Below are 17412 nucleotides of genomic sequence, written 5' to 3'. Positions count from 1 at the left end.
TTGACGACCGCACCCCACGGCAGGCCTACCTCCACGCCATTACCCACGAAAACCTGCCAATTTCTTGACTCAAGACAAGAACGGTCCGACAGATCTGCGTCAAGCCAACTCGATCAGCACCGGGGCGTGATCACTGGGCGTTCCGATGCGGTCCTTTCCGCTCTTGCGTTCGTCCCGGACGATCTCGGCATGCGTGACGCGCTCCGCGAGCGCGGGTGAGCCGAGGACGAAGTCGATGCGCATCCCGCGATTCTTCGGGAACCGTAACTGGGTGTAGTCCCAGTACGTGTAGACCGCCGGGCCGGGCGCGAACGGCCGCACCACATCGGTGAACCCGGCTTCGACCACCGCGTCGAAGGCCTCGCGTTCCGGTTCGGTGACATGCGTACTGCCTCGGTAGAACTCGACGCTCCACACGTCCTCGTCGGTCGGTGCGATGTTCCAGTCCCCGACGAGCGCGATCTGCCCGCCCGGATCTTCGGACAACCACTTGTGCCCCGTATCACGCAGGGCCGCAAGCCATTGCAGCTTGTACAAGTAGTGCGGTGAGCCGACGTACCGGCCGTTGGGCACATACAGGCTCCACACCCGGACGCCGTTGCACGTGGCGCCGAGCGCTCGAGCTTCGGCCGCCGCCTCCACTTCGGGTTTGTCGCTCCAGGTCGGTTGTCCGTCGAAACCGACCTGCACGTCATCGATTCCGACACGCGAGGCGATCGCCACCCCGTTCCACTGGTTGAAGCCGCAGTGCGTCACCTCGTAACCGGCGGCGAGAAACGGCATCGTCGGGAACTGCTCGTCGCTGCACTTGGTCTCCTGCATCGCCAGCACGTCGACGTCGGCCCGCTCGAGCCAGTCGGTGACCCGCTCGACCCGGGCTCGGATCGAGTTGACGTTCCAGGTAGCGATCCGCATGGCCTACAGGCTACGAGCGTCGATGTAGCGGCTCCGGTGCTGCACCGCGAACCCCATCGACTCGTAAAGTCGAATGGCCGCCGCATTGTCGGCCAGCACCTGCACGTAGCCGCGGGCCGCGCCATGCTCGGCACCCCAGCCCAGCAGCGTCGAGCACAGTTGCCGCGCCAGGCCCCGTCCGCGCGCTTCCTCGGCCACCCGCACCGCCGACAACCCCACCCAACGCCGGCCGTCGGGGGACGTTGTCACCGCGGCCCGGCCGACCGCCGCACCGGGGATCGTCGCGAACGTGACCTCGCCGTCCACGACCGCGGTCAACACGTCGACCGGCACGTCGCGTGAATACAGCGCGAGCCACTCGGGATCCGGTACAGCATCGAGAAGCACTGTCGCTGAGCTGTTTTCAGCGCCGATGTCGCGCGCCATGACAACGGTCTCGAGGTGCGGCGGGGCGTCGGCGAGCCGGTATAGCCGGTCCGGAACCGACAACCACGGCGTCAGTCCGCGCTCGCCGTACCAGTCGGCGATTTCGGGCAGGGCCGAGGCGTCCGCTTCGAAACCCAGCGGCACAGCGGAATTGGCGCGATGGGTGTGGCCGCCTGCGGCGCGCAGGAGCCACCCGCGGACCCAGCGTCGTTCGATCCCGGGCCATGCCAGCGCCGCCGCGTGTTCGAGGTTGCGGATGTCGGCGGTGCGCACGGTCGCCGGCGGCAGTTCCTTGATGACGACCACGTCGTCGGTGTCGACGGACACGGTGTCGCCGTGTTTGGTGCGCACCCGCAGCGTCGGACCGGTCTCCAAAAGGTGCCCGACCACGTCGTTGAGCGGCGGTTCCGAACCCGCGGGCAGCCGGTAGCGGATCATCACCCGAACTCCGGCCGGAGGTAATTGCATCAGTGCCCGAACGGATCGGGATCCTTACCGGGCAGCCACGACAAGCCCGGCACGCCCCAGCCGTGCGACTTCACCGTGCGTTTGGCGCTGCGCGCGTGCCTGCCGACCAACCGGTCCAGATACAGAAAGCCGTCGAGGTGGCCGGTCTCGTGCTGCAGCATCCGGGCGAACAGGTCGGTTCCCTCGATGGTGATCGGCGTGCCGTCGGCGTCAAGGCCGGTCACCCTCGCCCAGGTGGCCCGCCCCGTCGGGAACGACTCGCCCGGCACCGAAAGGCAACCCTCGTCGTCGTCGTCCGGATCGGGCATGGTCTCGGGCACCTCGGAGGTTTCCAGCACCGGGTTGACGACCACGCCGCGGCGACGGGTGATGCGGCCCCGCACCTCCGCGCAGTCGTAGACGAACACCCGCTTGGCGACCCCGATCTGATTCGCGGCCAGACCGACCCCGTTCGCGGCGTCCATCGTGTCGTAGAGGTCGGCGATCAAGTCCGCGAGATCGGCGGGCAGCGAACCGTCGTCCCCGACAGGCACCGGCTCGGTAGCGGTGTGCAGGACGGGATCTCCTACGATGCGGATCGGAACGACTGCCATGCTCGGAAAGCTTAATGAGCCGACTCGCGGGCATGTCGGACGGCTCATCAACCAAACCCGTGGTTGAATGAGCGCCGAACCACAGCGATGTCATTCAAGTTGTCGGAAGGGTCCAAAAGCCAGATGGACGGCGCGATCGCGCGGACTGAGCAATCCGGGGACAACTCCGAACTCTCCGATGGGCTGACCCGGCGCGAGCACGACATTCTCGCGTTCGAACGGCAGTGGTGGAAGTACGCGGGCTCCAAAGAAGACGCCATCCGGGAACTGTTCTCGATGTCGGCCACCCGCTACTACCAGGTGCTGAACGCGTTGGTCGACCGGCCGGAGGCGCTGGCGGCGGACCCGATGCTGGTCAAACGGTTGCGGCGGCTGCGGGCCAGTCGGCAGAAGGCGCGGGCGGCGCGCCGTCTCGGCTTCGACGTCACCTGAGTTTCCCGGGCCCCGTGGCCCGCTCGATAAGGTGGGCGCAATGAACCAGCGAGACTCGTCCGGGTTGCCACTGCGCGCCATGGTGATGGTGCTGCTCTTCCTCGGCGTGGTGTTCCTGTTGGTGGCGTTCCAGGCGATGGGGTCCGACAGCGACGACGACGACACCCAGGCGCCGCTGGCCACCACGACGACGACCAGCACGCCGACGAGCACACCGGCGGCCCCGGAAAAGGCCGAAGTCCGCGTGTTCAACATCTCGACGGTGCAGGGCGCGGCCGAAGAAGCGGCCAACCGGTTGCGCGAGGCCGGCTGGAACGTCACCGAGACCGGCAACCTCGAACTGCCGGAGGTGACCGCCACCACCGTGTACTTCAGTGACGCCCCCGGCGAGCGGGAGGCCGCCGAAGAGGTGGGCCGACTGCTCGAGGCGCCCGTCGAACCGCGGGTGCCCGGGCTCGCCGAGCAACCGCCGGGCGTCGTCGTCTTGGTCACCGGTTAGGCTCTTGCGCATGTTCAAGACCGTCGCCGCTGCTGCCTTGTTCTCCGTCCCCGCTCTCGCGTTGAGCGCCTGCGCCGCACCCGAACAACCCAGCAGCGCGCCCGGCACGACACCGTCCGTCTGGACCGGTTCTCCAGCGCCCGCGGCCCCGCCGGGTGAGGGAAGTGGCGGTCACGGCGAAGGCCAGGGTGAAGGTCAGCCCGGCGGCGAGAAACTCACGGCCGAACTGAAAATGGCCGACGGCACCCCGGTCGCCAAGGCCGACATCCAGTTCAGCGGCGGCTATGCCACGGTCACCGTGGAGACGACGACACCCGGTGAGCTCACGCCCGGCTTCCACGGCATGCACATTCACCAGGTCGGCAAGTGCGAGGCCAACTCGGTCGCGCCCACCGGCGGCGCGCCCGGGAACTTCAACTCCGCGGGCGGGCACTTCCAGGTGCCCGGGCACAGCGGTCATCCGGCCAGCGGTGACCTGTCGTCACTGCAGGTCCGCGAGGATGGTTCGGCGAAGTTGGTGACGACGACCGACGCGTTCACCGCCGAGGAACTCACCGGGGGCGCGGGAACGGCGATCATCATCCACGAGAAGGCGGACAATTTCGCCAACATCCCGCCGGAGCGCTACCAGCAGGTCAACGGTGATCCGCCACCGGACGCGGCCACTCTGGCGACCGGTGACGCCGGCTCGCGGGTGGCATGCGGTGTTATCGGTACCGGCTAACAGCCGCATCGACTTCGCCGGCTCGCCTCGGCCGACCGTCGGGGTGGAGTGGGAGTTCGCTCTCGTCGACGCCACGACGCGTGATTTGAGCAACGGGGCGGCCGCGGTCATCGAAGAACTCGGCGACAACCCGCGCGTGCACAAAGAGCTGCTGCGCAACACGGTCGAGTTCGTCACGGGGATCTGCGATTCGGTGCCCGAGGCGATGGACGACCTGCGCTCGACGCTGGGGACCGCCCGCCAGATCGTCCGCAACCGCGGCATGGATCTGTTCTGCGCGGGCACGCATCCGTTCGCGAAATGGTCGCCGGGCAGCCTCACCGACGCCCCGCGCTACGCCGAACTGATCAAGCGAACCCAGTGGTGGGGCAGGCAGATGCTGATCTGGGGTGTGCATGTGCACGTGGGGGTCCGGTCGGCGCACAAGGTGATGGCGATCAACACCTCGCTGCTCAACCACTACCCGCACCTGCTGGCGTTGTCGGCGTCGTCGCCGTTCTGGGACGGTGAGGACACCGGTTACGCCTCCAACCGGGCGATGATGTTTCAGCAGCTGCCGACGGCCGGGCTGCCGTTCCACTTCCAGACGTGGGCGGAGTGGGAACGCTTCGTATACGACCAGAAGAAGACCGGCATCATCGACCACATGAACGAAATCCGTTGGGACATCCGGCCTTCCCCGCACATCGGCACGGTGGAGGTGCGAGTCTTCGACGGTGTTTCCAATCTGCGCGAGCTGAGTGCGCTGGTGGCGCTGACGCATTGTCTGGTCGTCGACCTCGACCGGCGCCTGGACGCGGGCGAGTCGCTGCCCACCATGCCGCCGTGGCATGTGCAGGAAAACAAGTGGCGCGCGGCGCGATACGGGCTCGACGCGATCATCATCCAGGACGCCGACAGCAACGAGCGGCTGGTGACCGAGGACCTGGACGAGTTGCTGAACCGGCTCGAACCGGTGGCCGCGTCACTGCACTGTGCCGACGAACTGAGGCGCGTCGCCGACATCTACACCTCCGGCGCGTCGTATCAACGGCAACGCCGCGTCGCCGAGGAGCACGACGGTGACTTGCGTGCGGTGGTCGACGCCCTGGTCGCCGAACTGGACATCTGACGTGCCGGCGATCCCGATGTTCCCGCTGCAGGTGGCCATGCTGCCCGGCGAGGAACTCCCGCTGCGCATCTTCGAACCCCGTTACAGTGCGCTGGTTTCGGACTGTCTGGCGGAGTCGGACCCGGCGTTCGGTGTGGTGCTGATCGCGGCGGGCCGGGAGGTCGGCGGCGGGGATACGCGCAGCGACGTCGGTGCACTCGCGCACATCGCGGAGGTCGCAGACTTCGGCGATGGCCGATATCGGTTGAAATGCATGATGGGCGAACGTATCCGGGTGATCGAGTGGCAACCCGACGATCCGTACCCGCGCGCCGCGGTCGAGCCGTGGCCGGACGCGCCGGGCGACCCCGTCGAGGTGGATGCGATCCGTGATGTCCAGGACCGCATCGTCGCATTGTTCGAACGCATCGCCGCCGCCCGCGGCGCCGAGGTCGACGCCCGCGACATCGTGAGGGGAGCCGATGCCTCCGACGACGCTGGTAAGTGGTTGTACGCGTTGGCGTCTCGGCTGCCGATGGGCCAGGCCGACCGCTATGCGGTGCTGGCGGCGCCTTCTGCTGCCGAGCGGCTCGCGGCGCTCAGCGACGCCGTGGAGACCGTGACCGCGATGGTCGAGTTCCAGCTCTCGTCGGGGGAGTAGGCGCTCCCCCGAAACTGAAGTTATGACATGCGGTTTCGGCAGATTATCGCGCGTATGTTCAGATTCGGCGGCTAGTCGGGAACGAACTGCTCCTTGCGCAGCCGCTCTCAGCAGATCTTGTGGCCCTCGACGAAAACCGTTCGGGGCGTGGAATCGTCGGCTTCGCCGGCCGCGCATCGGCCGTAGCGGTCCATCAAATCCGCTGCAGCGATAGCGGTCACTTCCCAACCGTGGTCGCTCAGCCAGTCGGTCACCTCGGTGCGCTCTTCGACGAACCACAGATGCTCGACGTCGAACACGTTCTCGTCGTCCTCTGCGCCGGCCTCCTGCCGGTACTGCTGCAGCTTCTCGCGTCGACTCGCGAGATACTCCGGGTCGAAGAAGCCCGCGCCGAACGACTCGACGCCGATCCGGCTGCCGAGCGCGCTGAGTTCGTGAATGCGTTCGAACAGCAGATCCTGACCGCTGGCAGGTAGGTATGGCAGCAGTCCTTCGGCAGCCCACGCGGTCGGCTCGCTGGCGTCAAACCCCGCGTCGCGCAACGCTCTCGGCCAATCGTCACGAAGGTCGATCGGTACCGGGGCATACGCGGCGGCGGGTGTCGCCTCGTGCTTGCGCAGCGTCTCGGCCTTGAACGCCAACACCATCGGCTGGTCGATCTCGTAGACCACGGTGTCGTCGATCCACGGCAGCCGCCAGGCCCGCGCGTCGAGGCCGGCGGCGAGGATCACCGCCTGGTCGATCCCGTTGGCGCCCGCGGCGACGAAGAACTCGTCGAACCACTTGGTGCGCGAGGCCGCATACCCTCCGATGGCCTTGATCCGCTCGACCATGTAAGTCGGCGGCAGTTGCCAACCTCGCTCCACCGCAGCGTCGACGAACATCTTCGCGTAGGGGTCGGTGAACAGCGGGCAATCGCTGTCCTGCTCGAGCGCGCGGGACCAAGCCACACCCAGTGCGGTCTCGCCGACACTCTCGGTGATGTCCCAGCTGTCGTCCTCAGTCCTGGCCATTGCCACCGCTTTCCGTGTGATCGGCGAACTCGTCGATCTCGTCTGTGGTCAAGAGATCGTCTCTAACGTTCTGTTCCCGGTACGCCAGCTGGCCAACCCGGTTCGCCACCACCGGCGCGGTGATCACCGTGAACAATCCGGTCAGCACGAGCATTCCGACGTCGGCCTGGCCGCGCAGCCGGATTGCGGCGCCGGCGAGCACCAACAGGAGCCCGAGCACCTGCGGTTTGGATGCCGCATGCATCCGGGTCAACGTGTCGGGGAAGCGCACCACGCCAATCGCCGCGGTCAGCGCGAGCGTCGAGCCGCCCAGCACAAGCACGCTCGTGACGATGTCGAGGACGTTCATCGCCGCCTCCTCCGGGCTGCCGGTGGGGTCTCGACGTCGGGCACACGGAAACGCGCGACGCTCACCGTGCCGACGAAGCTGATCAACGCCAACGCGGTCAAGCCGTACGTCACGGTGCTGTCCAGGCTGTAGGCGGCCCAGATACCGATCCCGCACATCGCCACCGCGATGAGGGTGTCGACCGCCACCAGACGGTCCAGGGTGCTCGGCCCGGCCAGAAGGCGGAACATCGTGATCGCCGCCGCGGCGGTGATCATCACGGCCGCGATGACCCAAACGGTGTTCATACCTCGTCCTTCTCGGCGGCCGCGGGCCGCCAGTCTTCCTGACGTTCGAACGTCGCGACCAGCAGCCGCTCCACCACGGCCACCTGGTGGTAGAACGCGCTCAGCGCGCGGTCGGAGCCGACGTCGATGACGTGCATGTAGAGCAGTCGCCGGGTCTGGTCGATCTCGAGCACGATCGAGCCGGGAATCAGGTTGAAAATATTGACCGCCAGCGCCAGCACCAGATCGGATTTCACCGAAAGCTGGGCGCGTAGCACCGCCGACAGCGGGGGACGGGGCTTTACCGCGAGCAACGCGACCTGCACCGAGGACAGCACCAACCGGTAGGCGACCGTGAGCAGGAGCCGGATCAGTGACAGCAGATGCACTTTGCCTTCGACGGGCACGGCCGGCAGCGGCAACAGCACCGTGATCAACAACGCGACAGCCAGGCCCGACAGCACGTTGGCCGCAGAGAGGCTGCCCCACAAGAGCACCCAGACCAGCACCAGCCAGCAGATGACCCAGAGGCGCAGCGCGATACTTCTCACGGGTGCGCTCATCGCGGGCCCACCACGGCGGTGATGTACTGGCCGCGGTCCAACACCTCGCCCGCGGCGCGCTCGCTGTAGCCGAAGATGGGCCCGGCGAGCACGGTCAGCGCCAGCCCGACGGCGATCAGCGCACCAGTGGGCGCGACCATCCCGGCCGGCATGCGGCCGACGTGGTCGCGGTCGACGAACTCGATATCCTCGGGTTCATCGAGCAACGCCGAGGGTGACGCTGCGGACAGATGACCCTCGGGCGCATCCTCGCGAGATCGCCAGAACGCCTTGGTCCACACCCGCGCCACCACGTAGAGCGTCAACAAACTGGTCACCACGCCGCCGCCGACCAGCGTCCAGGCCAGCACCGAGCCGTCCTGCGCGCCCGCCTCCAGCAGCGCGATCTTGCCGATGAAGCCGGAGAACGGCGGTATGCCACCGAGATTGAGCGCGGGCACGACGAACACGAACGCCAGCAGCGGACTGGCGGCCGCCAGGCCGCCGAGGCGGTCCATCGTCGACGCACCGGCCTGGCGTTCGATCAGCCCGACCACCAGGAACAGCGTCGTCTGCACCAGAATGTGGTGCGCCACATAGTAGATCGCGCCCGACATTCCGAGCTGGTTGGACAGCGCGATGCCGAACACCATGTAACCGATGTGGCTCACCAGCGTGAACGACAGAAGTCGCTTGATGTCGCTCTGCGCGATCGCGCCGAGGATGCCGATGATCATGGTCAGCAGGGCGGCCACCAAGAGCACCGGGTCGAGGCCGCCGCTGGGGAACAGCAGCGAGTGCGCCCGGATGATCGCGTACACACCGACTTTGGTCAGCAGCCCGGCGAACACGGCGGTCACGGGTGCGGGCGCCGTCGGGTAGGAGTCGGGCAGCCACGCCGACAGCGGGAACACGGCGGCCTTGATGCCGAAGGCCACCAGCAGCACGGCGAACATCGCCGAGCGGGTGCCGGTCGACACGTCGTCGAGGCGCACCGCGAGCTCCGCCAGGTTCAGCGTCCCGGTGGCCGCGTAGACGAGTGCGATCCCGAACAGGAATATCAGCGACGAGACCATCGACACCATCACGTACGAAATGCCGGCGCGGACACGGTCTTTGCTCGCCCCGATGGTCAGCAGCACGAAGCTCGCCGCCAGTAGCACCTCGAATCCGACGAAGAGGTTGAACAGGTCGCCGGCCAGGAACGCCATGTAGACGCCGGCCGATAGCACCAGATAGGTCGGCATGAAGATCGACACGGGCTGGCGTTCGTCGCCGTCGCGGATGCCCTGGCCGATCGCGTAGAACACCACGGCCAACAACACGATCGACGACACCACGAGCATCATCGCCGACAGCCGGTCCACCACCAGCGTGATGCCCAGCGGTCCCATCCCGGGCACCGACTGACCCCAGCCGCCGACGTAGAGCACGAGGGTGCCGTCCCGGTCGGCGAGGTAGAGCAGCGCGCCGCACACCGCGACGACGACCGACAGCGCGACAAGCGTGACGAGTCGCTGCAGTCGGGGCCGTCGACCGGCGATCAGCGTGGCCGCCGCGCCGAGCGTCGGGATCAGCACCGGCAGCGGTGTCAACGTACCCGCCAACGTCATGCGCGCCCGCCCGTCATTTGGAGCCCTCGAATCCGGGCAGCGCGTCCAATTCGTCGGGCGCATCGGTGTCGCGCGAACGATCGGGGCGGGGACGGTCCTCCTCGACGGCGGCGGTGTCCAGCGCGGCCAGCTCGGAGACCTTGGCATCCTCCGGGTCGACGCCCACTTCCTCCTCGGTGGTCAACCGGTAGCTGCGGTACGCCATCGCCAGTACGAAAGCCGCGATGCCCATCGTGATCACGATGGCCGTCAGGATCATCGCCTGCGCCAACGGATCTGCGGTGGTGGTGTGGCCCTCACTGGTGCGGCCCCGCACCGGTGGATTACCGGACGGGCCGCCGACCACCAGGATCAACAGATTGATCGCATTGCCGATCAGCAGCAGTCCCAACAACATTCGGGTCAGGTTGCGCTCGAGCAGCAGGTAGACACCGGCGCTGGTGAGCCCGCCGAGCAGGACGAGTGGCACGAAAGCGGTGGTCATCGGGCCGCCACCGCCGTCTTCTGTTCCTGGCTCAACTCCACGTCGATCCGGGCGCCGAGGCTGCGCAACACGTCGAGCACCAGGCCCACGACGATCAGGTACACCCCGAGGTCGAAGAACAACGCGGTGACGAACTTGACGGTGCCGAGCACCGGTACCTCGATCTCGATGAGCGCCGACGACAACGCGGGCGCGCCCACCAGCAGCGATGCGAACGCGGTGCCCGCCGAGAGGCACAAGCCCACGCCGAGGATCTTGCCCGCATCCAACGGCAGCGTCTCGCCGAGCTCGTAACGTCCGCCCGCGAGATAGCGCAGCACCAGCGCCAGGCCCGCGGTCAACCCGCCGGCGAATCCGCCGCCGGGGGTGTTGTGCCCGGCGAAGAAGAAGTACGCCGACAACACCATGATCAGCGGGAAGACGAGCCGGGTGGCGACCTCCAGGATCAGCGACCGGTGCCGCGGGTCGCGCAGTTCGCTGCCCCGCAGCCAGGTGATCTCCCCGGCCGCCGGGCTGGTGTTCAGGATCGCAGGAAGCCGCCCGATGTCCGGCTGGCCGGCATCGGCCACCCGCGGTGGTGCCCCGAACCTCCTGTGCCGGAACACCATTGAGGCCACCCCGGTCGCGGCGACCAGGAGCACCATGATCTCGCCCATGGTGTCCCAGGCGCGAATGTCGACCAGCAGCACGTTGACGGCGTTGGCGCCGTGGCCGCGGTAGTACGCCGCATCGGGGATCAACGACGCGATCGGGACGCCGGTGCGCGCGGCCATCGCGTACACGGTCAGCGTGGTCACGGTCGCACCCACCGCGAGCGCCAGCACGGCCCGCGGCCAGCGATTCCGTTTGATGTGGACGCGGTCGGCCTCGGCGGGCAACGTCCGAAGCACCAGGACGAACACCACGAGCGTCAGCGTCTCGACGAGGAACTGCGTCAAGGCCAGATCGGGTGCGCCGTGCAACGCGAAGATCGCCCCGCAGCCGTAACCGGTGACCCCGACCAGCAGCACCGCCGCCAACCGGTTGCGCATCACCAGCGCACCCAGCGCGGCGGCCAGGATGATCAGGCCGATCACCACCTGCAGCGGCGAACCCCACAGCGCGAAGTTCGGGCGGTCACGGGCGCCGAGCGCCAACACCATCGTCGGCACCAGGACGAGTGTCGACAGGATCGCCGTCTGGGTGGCGGGGATCGAACCGCGCTGGGTGACCGCGGTGAGCTCCACCGACCACAGGTCAAGCTTGCGCACGACGCCGTCGTAGATGTGGTCGGCGTTGCCCAGCGGTTCGCGCACGGTGCGGATCTTGCGCAACCGCTCGCGCCCGACGAAGGCGGCGATGCCCGTCGCGACCACGAGCACCGACAACAGCAGCGGCAGGTTCACCCCGTGCCACAGCGCGAGGTGGTAGTCCTCGCCGCCGGGCACCGTGTCGGCGTAGTCCTCCAGTACGCCGCCGATGCCGACCGGCCAGATCCCGAACGCCAGTCCCGCCGCCGAAAGGATGGCCGGCGCGGCCATGAACGCGGGCTTCGGGCGGTGCATCTCGACGACGCGCCTGCTCGGTTGCGGCTGTCCTTTGCGGCCGAATGCACCGAACAGGAAGCGCAGGCTGTAGATGGTGGTGAACACCGAGCCGAGCACGATGCCGGCCAACACGAAAGGCGACGCGGTACCGAGATACGGGCTGTAGAGCACGGTCTCGAAGTCGGCCTCCTTGGCGACGAAACCGAAGAACGGCGGCAGCGCGGCCATGCTCGCGGTCGCACCGATCGCGATGATCAGCAGCGGGCGCGCGCGGTCGCCGAGCCAGGCCAGCCTGCGGATGTCACGCGTGCCGGTGGCGTGGTCGATGACGCCGACGACCATGAAAAGCGCCGCCTTGAACATGGCGTGCGCAACCAGCATGGCCAACCCGCCGAGCATCATGTCGCTGCCGCCCGTGCCCACCATCACGGTGATCAACCCCAACTGGCTGACCGTGCCGAACGCCAGAATCAGCTTGAGGTCGTACTCGCGGACCGCGCGCCAACCGGCCAGCAGCATGGTCAGCAGGCCCAGCGAGACGACCATCGGGCGCCACGGGGCCACGTCGGCGAACCCGGGTGTCATTCGTGCGACGAGGTAGACACCCGCCTTGACCATGGCCGCCGCGTGCAGATAGGCACTGACCGGTGTCGGGGCGGCCATCGCGCCCGGCAGCCAGAAGTGCAGCGGCACGATCGCCGACTTCGACAGCGCTCCGACGAGGATGAGCACCACGGCGACCGACACCGCCGCTCCCGCCGGGGGTGATGCGAGCAGTTCCGACAGCAGGTAGGTGCCGGCGATGTTGCCGAGCACGATGATGCCGACCAGCATCGCCAGCCCGCCGAACGTCGTCACGAGCAGCGCCTGGGTCGCCGCCCGCCTGCTGGTGACGCGCTCGGCGTAATGGCCGACCAGCAGGAACGACAGCACGGTGGTGATCTCCCAGAACACGTAGAGCATCAGCATGTTGTCGCTGATCACCAGGCCGAACATCGCGCCGGAGAACGCGACCAGTTCGGCGGCGAAACTGGGCAGCCGGTTCTCGCTGCGGCCGTCGTGGTGCTGGAAGTAGTCGGCGCAGTAGAACAGCACCAGCGCACCGATGCCGAGCACCAGCACGCTCATGATCGCGGCGAGCGCGTCGAAGCGCAGCGTGATGTCCATCGACAGCTCGGGCACCCACGGCACGTCGACGGTTCTCGACCGACCGGCCGCCGGCCAGTTCAGCGCCACCCAGATCAGCGAGACGAGCGGCACCAGCGCCAGCGGATAGAACGCCGTCCGCCCCCACCTGTAGACAAGCAGCGGCGCCAGCGCGGTGGCGACCGCGTGGGCGAGCAGAACGGCGAGCAGGGCACTCCGATCGGTTGGGTTGGACGGCACGCGGCCGCCAACCGGAGAACTGATGGTCGGGGTGTCAGCCGAGTAATGGCCTTCGGTTGATGGACATTCTACGTGGGCCGATCGGGGGTACCTCCCGGCGTCGCGAGCGACGAATTCATCAGAAGTACCGCAGCCAGACGTACACCCACGCCAGCAAGGTGCTGAGCAGCGTCACCACGATGCCGTAGCGGGTGAAGCGCCAGAAGCTGATGCGGTGACCGGCGCGCTGGGCGATGCCGATCGCGACCACGTTCGCGCTCGCGGCGATCGCGGTGCCGTTGCCGGAGAAGCAGGCGCCCAGCGCGAACGCCCACCACAGCGCCCGGCCGGTCTCCGCATCCGGAGCCTGGGCCGCCATGTCCTCGACCACCGGGGCCATCGTCGCCGTATACGGAATGTTGTCGATGAACGCGCCGAGCACCGCGGAACCGAACAGCAGTCCCGTCGCCGCCATGAAGAAGTTGTCGCCGAAGAGGTTGACCGCCGCATCGCCGAGCCAGCCGATCACCCCGGTGTGCACCAGTCCGGCGACCATGACGAACAGACCCATGAAGAACACCAGCGTCGGCCACTCCACCTCGGGGAGGACCTCGGCGACGTCGACGTTGGTGACCAGCAGCATCGTGCCCGCACCGAGAAGCGCGACGATCGAGGGCGCGACGTGCAGCACCGAGTGAAGGCCGAACCCGACGATGACCAGTGCGAGCACGGACATCGACCGCACCAGCAGGCGGGTGTCTCTGATCGCCCGCCGCTCCTGGAGCACCATCACCTTGTCGACGCGCATCTCGTGGGCGCGCAGGTCGTGACGGAACAGCCACTTGGTGAACACCACGAACAGCGCGAAGATCACCACCACCACGGGCGCCATGTTGACCAGGAAGTCGTTGAAGGTCAGGCCGGCGCGGCTGCCGATGATGATGTTGGGTGGATCGCCGATGAGGGTGGCCGCGCCGCCGATGTTCGACGCGAGCACCTCCGCGATGAGGAACGGCTGGGCCGCGATCTCCAGCCGATCGCAGATGACCAGCGTCACCGGCGCGACGAGCATGATGATCGTGACGTTGTCCAGCACCGGCGAGGCCACCGCGGTGATCAGCATCAGCATGACCATGAGGCGAAAAGGCCTGCCCTTGGCGCGTTTTGCGGCCCAGATCGCCAGGAAGTCGAAGACGCCGGTCTGTTTGACGACGCCGACGATCACCATCATGCCGAGCAGAAGGAAGATGACGTTCCAGTCGATGCCCTCGTGCTCGGAGTAGAACACCTTCTCCCCGGGCGCCAGACCCAACAGGGTCATCAGCCCCGCGGCGACCAGAACCGTCGTGACCTTGTTAGCGCGCTCAGTCGCCAGAAACCAAAAGGCGACAACGAAAATCGCCAGCGCCAGAAGCGGAGCCAGCACGGAACCGGTGGCTCAGTCGTTGGGGCCGGCCACGGCGAGGCTCGTCAAAAGCCTTTCCAGCGTCACCGCGCCGACGAGCTTGCCGCCCGGGTCGACGACGGCGATCAGCGGGCTCCGCTTGGTGGCCATCACGGTGGCGATCTCGAGCAGCGTGGCGTCCGGCGCGACCGTGACCGGTTTGGCCACCGGGGTGGGTAGGCAGTCCCCGACGGTGAGCCGGCCGGGCCCGTGCCAGAACAGGTCGGCGTGAATCTCGTCGACGGTCCGCACCAGTGCCGGGTCGTCGCGATAGGACTCCGGAATGGTCAACTTCAGCACCTGGGTGCCCGGCAGCACCGCGACGGGATGGTCCGAGTCGTCGACCACGACGAGCCCCGGCAGCCGGTTGACCACCATCAGTTGCACGGCCTTGGACACCGGATCGTCCATCCGGACCGTCGGAGGGGTCACGGCGATCTCGTGTGCTTGCATGACCTCGTTCCATCCGGTCCCGGCGGTGTCGGCGGTAAGTGTCATCGTCCTCGCTCTCCGATCGGTTCGTCGACCCTGCGCGAACCGTTCGGAACGGGTCGACCTGTCAGCATCTCGACCTCCCATCCGGGCGAGATATGCATGGTGAGGACAGTTTCGGTGCCTTCAACCGGGGCCACCATCGGGGCTGACACCCATTCGGCGGGGGCGGTGCAGTGTATGGACAAATGCCGAGGCAACGGTCCACGCTGAGGTCATGAAACGGGCGCGCACGCCGGCGACCGCGCTGTTTCGGCGGGTTTTCCTGATCAACGGCCTGATCTTCACGCTGGGCACGCTGATCCTGGCGGTTTCGCCCGCCACGGTGTCGTCCCGTATCAAGCTCACCGAGATTCCGGTGCTCGTCGTCGGGCTCGCCGTGATCCTGTCCGCGAACGCGCTGTTGCTGCGATCGAGCCTGGCGCCGCTCGACCGGCTCGCCGCATCGATGCGGCGCGTCGATCCGCCCCGCCGCACCGACCGCGTCGATGACCGTGGCAACGGCGACCTGCGCCACCTCATCGCGTCGTTCAACACGATGCTGGACCGGCTCGAGACCGAACGCACCACGGCCAGCGCGTCGGCCCTGGCCGCGCAGGAGAACGAGCGCCGGCGCATCGCGCGCGAGTTGCACGACGAGATCGGGCAGACGTTGACCGTGGCGCTGCTCATCCTCAAGCGTGCCGTGGACCGTGCACCCGCCGAGATCCGCGGTGAGCTCGCAGACACCCAGGAAGCGGTCCGCGCGAGCCTCGACGAGGTTCGCAGCATCGCGCGGCGGTTGCGTCCCGAGGCGTTGGAGGACCTGGGGCTGCACAGTGCGCTCAACGCGCTGTGCACCGAGTTCACCAATGCGACCGGCTTGCCCGTCGTCAAACACATTGTCCTGCAATCGGAACGGCTGAAGCCGGATGTCGAGCTGGTGTGCTACCGCGTCGCGCAGGAAAGCCTGACCAACATCGCCAGACATGCCGGGGCCACCAAGGCGTGGCTCGATCTGCACACCACCGACGATCGGTTGACGATGCGCATCGCCGACGATGGCGTCGGCGGTGTGGTCAGCGAGGGCGCCGGGATCAACGGGATGCGCGAGCGCGCGTTGCTGGTGGACGCCGACCTCACGATCGCCTCCCCGGCCGGTGACGGCACCGAGGTGCGGCTGTCGATTCCGTCGCGGCGGTGTTGGTGATGTTCGCCCAGCCGGCGCGCATCCTGCTCGCCGACGATCATGCGTTGGTGCGCAGCGGGTTGCGGATGATCCTCGACGCCGAGCCCGACCTGCGGGTGGTCGCAGAGGCGGCCGACGGGCATGAGGCACTCGCGGTGCTCGAGAACACCCCGGTCGATCTGGCGATCCTCGACATCGCGATGCCCAGAATGACGGGCCTGCAGGCGGCCAGGGAGATGAACCGGGTCCATCCGTACGTCCGGATCCTCATCCTGTCGATGTACGACAACGAGCAGTACTTCTTCGAGGCGCTGAAGGCCGGTGCGTCGGGCTATGTGCTGAAGTCCGTCGCCGACCGCGACCTGCTCGAGGCGTGTCGGGCCACGCTGCGCGGGGAGCCGTTCCTGTACGCGGGTGCGGTGACGGCGTTGATCCGCGACTATCTGCACCGCGCGCGGCAGGGCGACGGGCTGCCCGAGACCATCCTCACGCCGCGTGAAGAGGAGGTGCTCAAGCTGATCGCCGAGGGGTACTCGTCGCGAGACATCGCGAACACGTTGGGAATCAGCGTCAAGACCGTCGACCGGCATCGGACGAACCTGCTCGCCAAACTCGGCTTGCAGGATCGAGTGGCGTTGACCCGCTACGCGATTCGCGCCGGATTGATCGAGCCGTGACGGCGCTGGCAGGGCGTCGCCGGTAGCGCGTACCGGACGGGCAGCGCGTGACCGAGGAGGCCGATGCCCGCGCCGAGGATTGGCCAGATCGGCCAGAAGTACCAGGCGCCCGCGGTCAGTCCGACCGCCAACCACACGGTCAGCACGATCGCGACCATCGTCAGGTAGCCGGCCAGATGGATCTGGACGCCGCGCCGGGCCAACCGCCTGCGGGCCTCGCGCCGGCGGGGGTCATTGCGCCTGAGCCGCTCGACGGGCAGGTCGGCGGTGAGCTCGTGCAGTTGGGGGCGGGTCGTCGCGGCGAACGCGGACTGCAGGCGCGTTTCGTACTCCGGCATCTCGAGGTAGCCCTGCGCGAGCGCCTGGCCGAGCAGGTCCGCGGTCTTCTCCCGATCGGGGTCTCCGGCGCGGACGGCGGGTGCGGTGGCGGGCATGGCGACCTCCTAGATCTTGACAATGACAAGTTCTAAGTGTGACTATGCCGCGCGAACTAGCCATTGTCAAGATACCGCTTGTCGAGCAGCCGTACACTGCTCGCAAACCCCGCCTTTCTGAGGCCTTTTGCGTCTGTTCGCGACGGTGACTAGCTGTACTCGGCAGTCAGGTTGGTGACAGTCGGCTGATCGGGGGTTGGCCTCCGATGGCTGAGTGGCGTCGTTGATTGT

General features: G+C 67.5%; 20 protein-coding genes. 7 read left to right on the top strand and 13 right to left on the bottom strand.

Annotated elements, in window-relative coordinates; genetic code table 11:
* Window positions 1–99 precede the first annotated feature (99 nt).
* The 3 genes from AU188_RS16920 to AU188_RS16910 are packed head-to-tail and all read right to left on the bottom strand — an operon-like array spanning window position 100 to window position 2402.
* The gene (locus tag AU188_RS16920) at window positions 100–915 is read right to left on the bottom strand and encodes an exodeoxyribonuclease III (RefSeq protein WP_059164856.1); all 816 of its coding nucleotides are present in this window, start codon (window positions 913–915) and stop codon (window positions 100–102) included.
* A 3-nt stretch (window positions 916–918) separates the two neighbouring features.
* Entirely contained in the window at window positions 919–1809 is an 891-nt protein-coding gene (locus AU188_RS16915) for an N-acetylglutamate synthase, CG3035 family (RefSeq protein WP_059164855.1), read from the bottom strand.
* Window positions 1809–2402, bottom strand: a complete 594-nt coding sequence (locus AU188_RS16910; protein WP_059164854.1) for a peptide deformylase — start codon at window positions 2400–2402, stop codon at window positions 1809–1811. Before AU188_RS16910 ends, AU188_RS16915 begins: the two co-directional genes overlap by 1 nt.
* A gap of 123 nt (window positions 2403–2525) precedes the next feature.
* On the opposite strand from AU188_RS16910, the gene napA reads away from it, so the two are divergent.
* From napA to AU188_RS16885, 5 genes are read left to right on the top strand one after another with little or no spacing between them, the layout of a single operon-like run.
* The gene (napA, locus tag AU188_RS16905; protein WP_059099327.1) at window positions 2526–2834 is read left to right on the top strand and encodes a nucleoid-associated protein NapA; all 309 of its coding nucleotides are present in this window, start codon (window positions 2526–2528) and stop codon (window positions 2832–2834) included.
* Between the two features lie 40 nt (window positions 2835–2874).
* On the top strand, window positions 2875–3333 hold the full coding sequence (locus AU188_RS16900) for a LytR C-terminal domain-containing protein (RefSeq protein WP_156426724.1): 459 nt from the start codon (window positions 2875–2877) through the stop codon (window positions 3331–3333).
* A gap of 10 nt (window positions 3334–3343) precedes the next feature.
* Entirely contained in the window at window positions 3344–4057 is a 714-nt protein-coding gene (gene sodC, locus AU188_RS16895) for a superoxide dismutase[Cu-Zn] (protein WP_059099263.1), read from the top strand.
* Window positions 4038–5168 carry a glutamate--cysteine ligase gene (locus AU188_RS16890; protein ID WP_059099262.1) on the top strand — a complete coding sequence of 377 codons (1131 nt, stop codon included), beginning with the start codon at window positions 4038–4040 and terminating at the stop codon, window positions 5166–5168. Before sodC ends, AU188_RS16890 begins: the two co-directional genes overlap by 20 nt.
* Window position 5169: 1 nt before the next feature.
* Complete coding sequence (locus AU188_RS16885) at window positions 5170–5808, top strand: LON peptidase substrate-binding domain-containing protein (protein ID WP_059164852.1); 639 nt, start codon at window positions 5170–5172, stop codon at window positions 5806–5808.
* Between the two features lie 107 nt (window positions 5809–5915).
* On the opposite strand, the gene AU188_RS16880 is transcribed toward AU188_RS16885, so the two are convergent.
* From AU188_RS16880 to AU188_RS16840, 9 genes are all read right to left on the bottom strand, one after another.
* Window positions 5916–6821: an SAM-dependent methyltransferase gene (locus AU188_RS16880; protein ID WP_059164851.1), complete on the bottom strand. Its 906-nt coding sequence runs from the start codon at window positions 6819–6821 to the stop codon at window positions 5916–5918.
* A complete protein-coding gene (gene mnhG / locus AU188_RS16875; protein ID WP_059164850.1) occupies window positions 6808–7170 on the bottom strand; it encodes a monovalent cation/H(+) antiporter subunit G in 363 nt (120 codons plus the stop codon). Before mnhG ends, AU188_RS16880 begins: the two co-directional genes overlap by 14 nt.
* Complete coding sequence (locus tag AU188_RS16870) at window positions 7167–7457, bottom strand: monovalent cation/H+ antiporter complex subunit F (protein WP_059099255.1); 291 nt, start codon at window positions 7455–7457, stop codon at window positions 7167–7169. The genes mnhG and AU188_RS16870 overlap by 4 nt, the downstream gene beginning before the upstream one ends.
* Window positions 7454–7999 (bottom strand): Na+/H+ antiporter subunit E, encoded by a 546-nt coding sequence (locus AU188_RS16865; RefSeq protein ID WP_059164849.1) that lies wholly within the window; start codon window positions 7997–7999, stop codon window positions 7454–7456. Before AU188_RS16865 ends, AU188_RS16870 begins: the two co-directional genes overlap by 4 nt.
* Window positions 7996–9591 (bottom strand): Na+/H+ antiporter subunit D, encoded by a 1596-nt coding sequence (locus AU188_RS16860; RefSeq protein WP_059099253.1) that lies wholly within the window; start codon window positions 9589–9591, stop codon window positions 7996–7998. The genes AU188_RS16865 and AU188_RS16860 overlap by 4 nt, the downstream gene beginning before the upstream one ends.
* Window positions 9592–9604: 13 nt before the next feature.
* Window positions 9605–10075, bottom strand: coding sequence for a Na(+)/H(+) antiporter subunit C (locus tag AU188_RS16855; protein ID WP_059099252.1), 471 nt, complete (start codon window positions 10073–10075; stop codon window positions 9605–9607).
* Window positions 10072–12957 (bottom strand): Na+/H+ antiporter subunit A, encoded by a 2886-nt coding sequence (locus AU188_RS16850; RefSeq protein WP_059164859.1) that lies wholly within the window; start codon window positions 12955–12957, stop codon window positions 10072–10074. Before AU188_RS16850 ends, AU188_RS16855 begins: the two co-directional genes overlap by 4 nt.
* Before the next feature lie 148 nt (window positions 12958–13105).
* Entirely contained in the window at window positions 13106–14392 is a 1287-nt protein-coding gene (locus AU188_RS16845; protein WP_059099251.1) for an ArsB/NhaD family transporter, read from the bottom strand.
* Between the two features lie 12 nt (window positions 14393–14404).
* Window positions 14405–14908, bottom strand: coding sequence for a CBS domain-containing protein (locus tag AU188_RS16840; RefSeq protein ID WP_286137530.1), 504 nt, complete (start codon window positions 14906–14908; stop codon window positions 14405–14407).
* 211 nt (window positions 14909–15119) lie between these two features.
* Here AU188_RS16840 and AU188_RS16835 point away from each other — a divergent pair, with 211 nt between their 5' ends.
* Window positions 15120–16091: a HAMP domain-containing sensor histidine kinase gene (locus tag AU188_RS16835; RefSeq protein ID WP_059164848.1), complete on the top strand. Its 972-nt coding sequence runs from the start codon at window positions 15120–15122 to the stop codon at window positions 16089–16091.
* Window positions 16091–16747: a response regulator gene (locus AU188_RS16830; RefSeq protein WP_059164857.1), complete on the top strand. Its 657-nt coding sequence runs from the start codon at window positions 16091–16093 to the stop codon at window positions 16745–16747. The genes AU188_RS16835 and AU188_RS16830 overlap by 1 nt, the downstream gene beginning before the upstream one ends.
* On the opposite strand, the gene AU188_RS16825 is transcribed toward AU188_RS16830, so the two are convergent.
* Window positions 16714–17181, bottom strand: a complete 468-nt coding sequence (locus AU188_RS16825) for a DUF1707 domain-containing protein (RefSeq protein WP_059164847.1) — start codon at window positions 17179–17181, stop codon at window positions 16714–16716. The genes AU188_RS16830 and AU188_RS16825 overlap by 34 nt on opposite strands.
* Between the last annotated feature and the right edge of the window lie 231 nt (window positions 17182–17412).

The sequence above is a fragment of the Mycobacterium sp. IS-3022 genome (assembly GCF_001500065.1).
Taxonomy (GTDB): Bacteria; Actinomycetota; Actinomycetes; order Mycobacteriales; family Mycobacteriaceae; genus Mycobacterium.
This window is presented reverse-complemented; position numbering and strand designations above follow the sequence as displayed.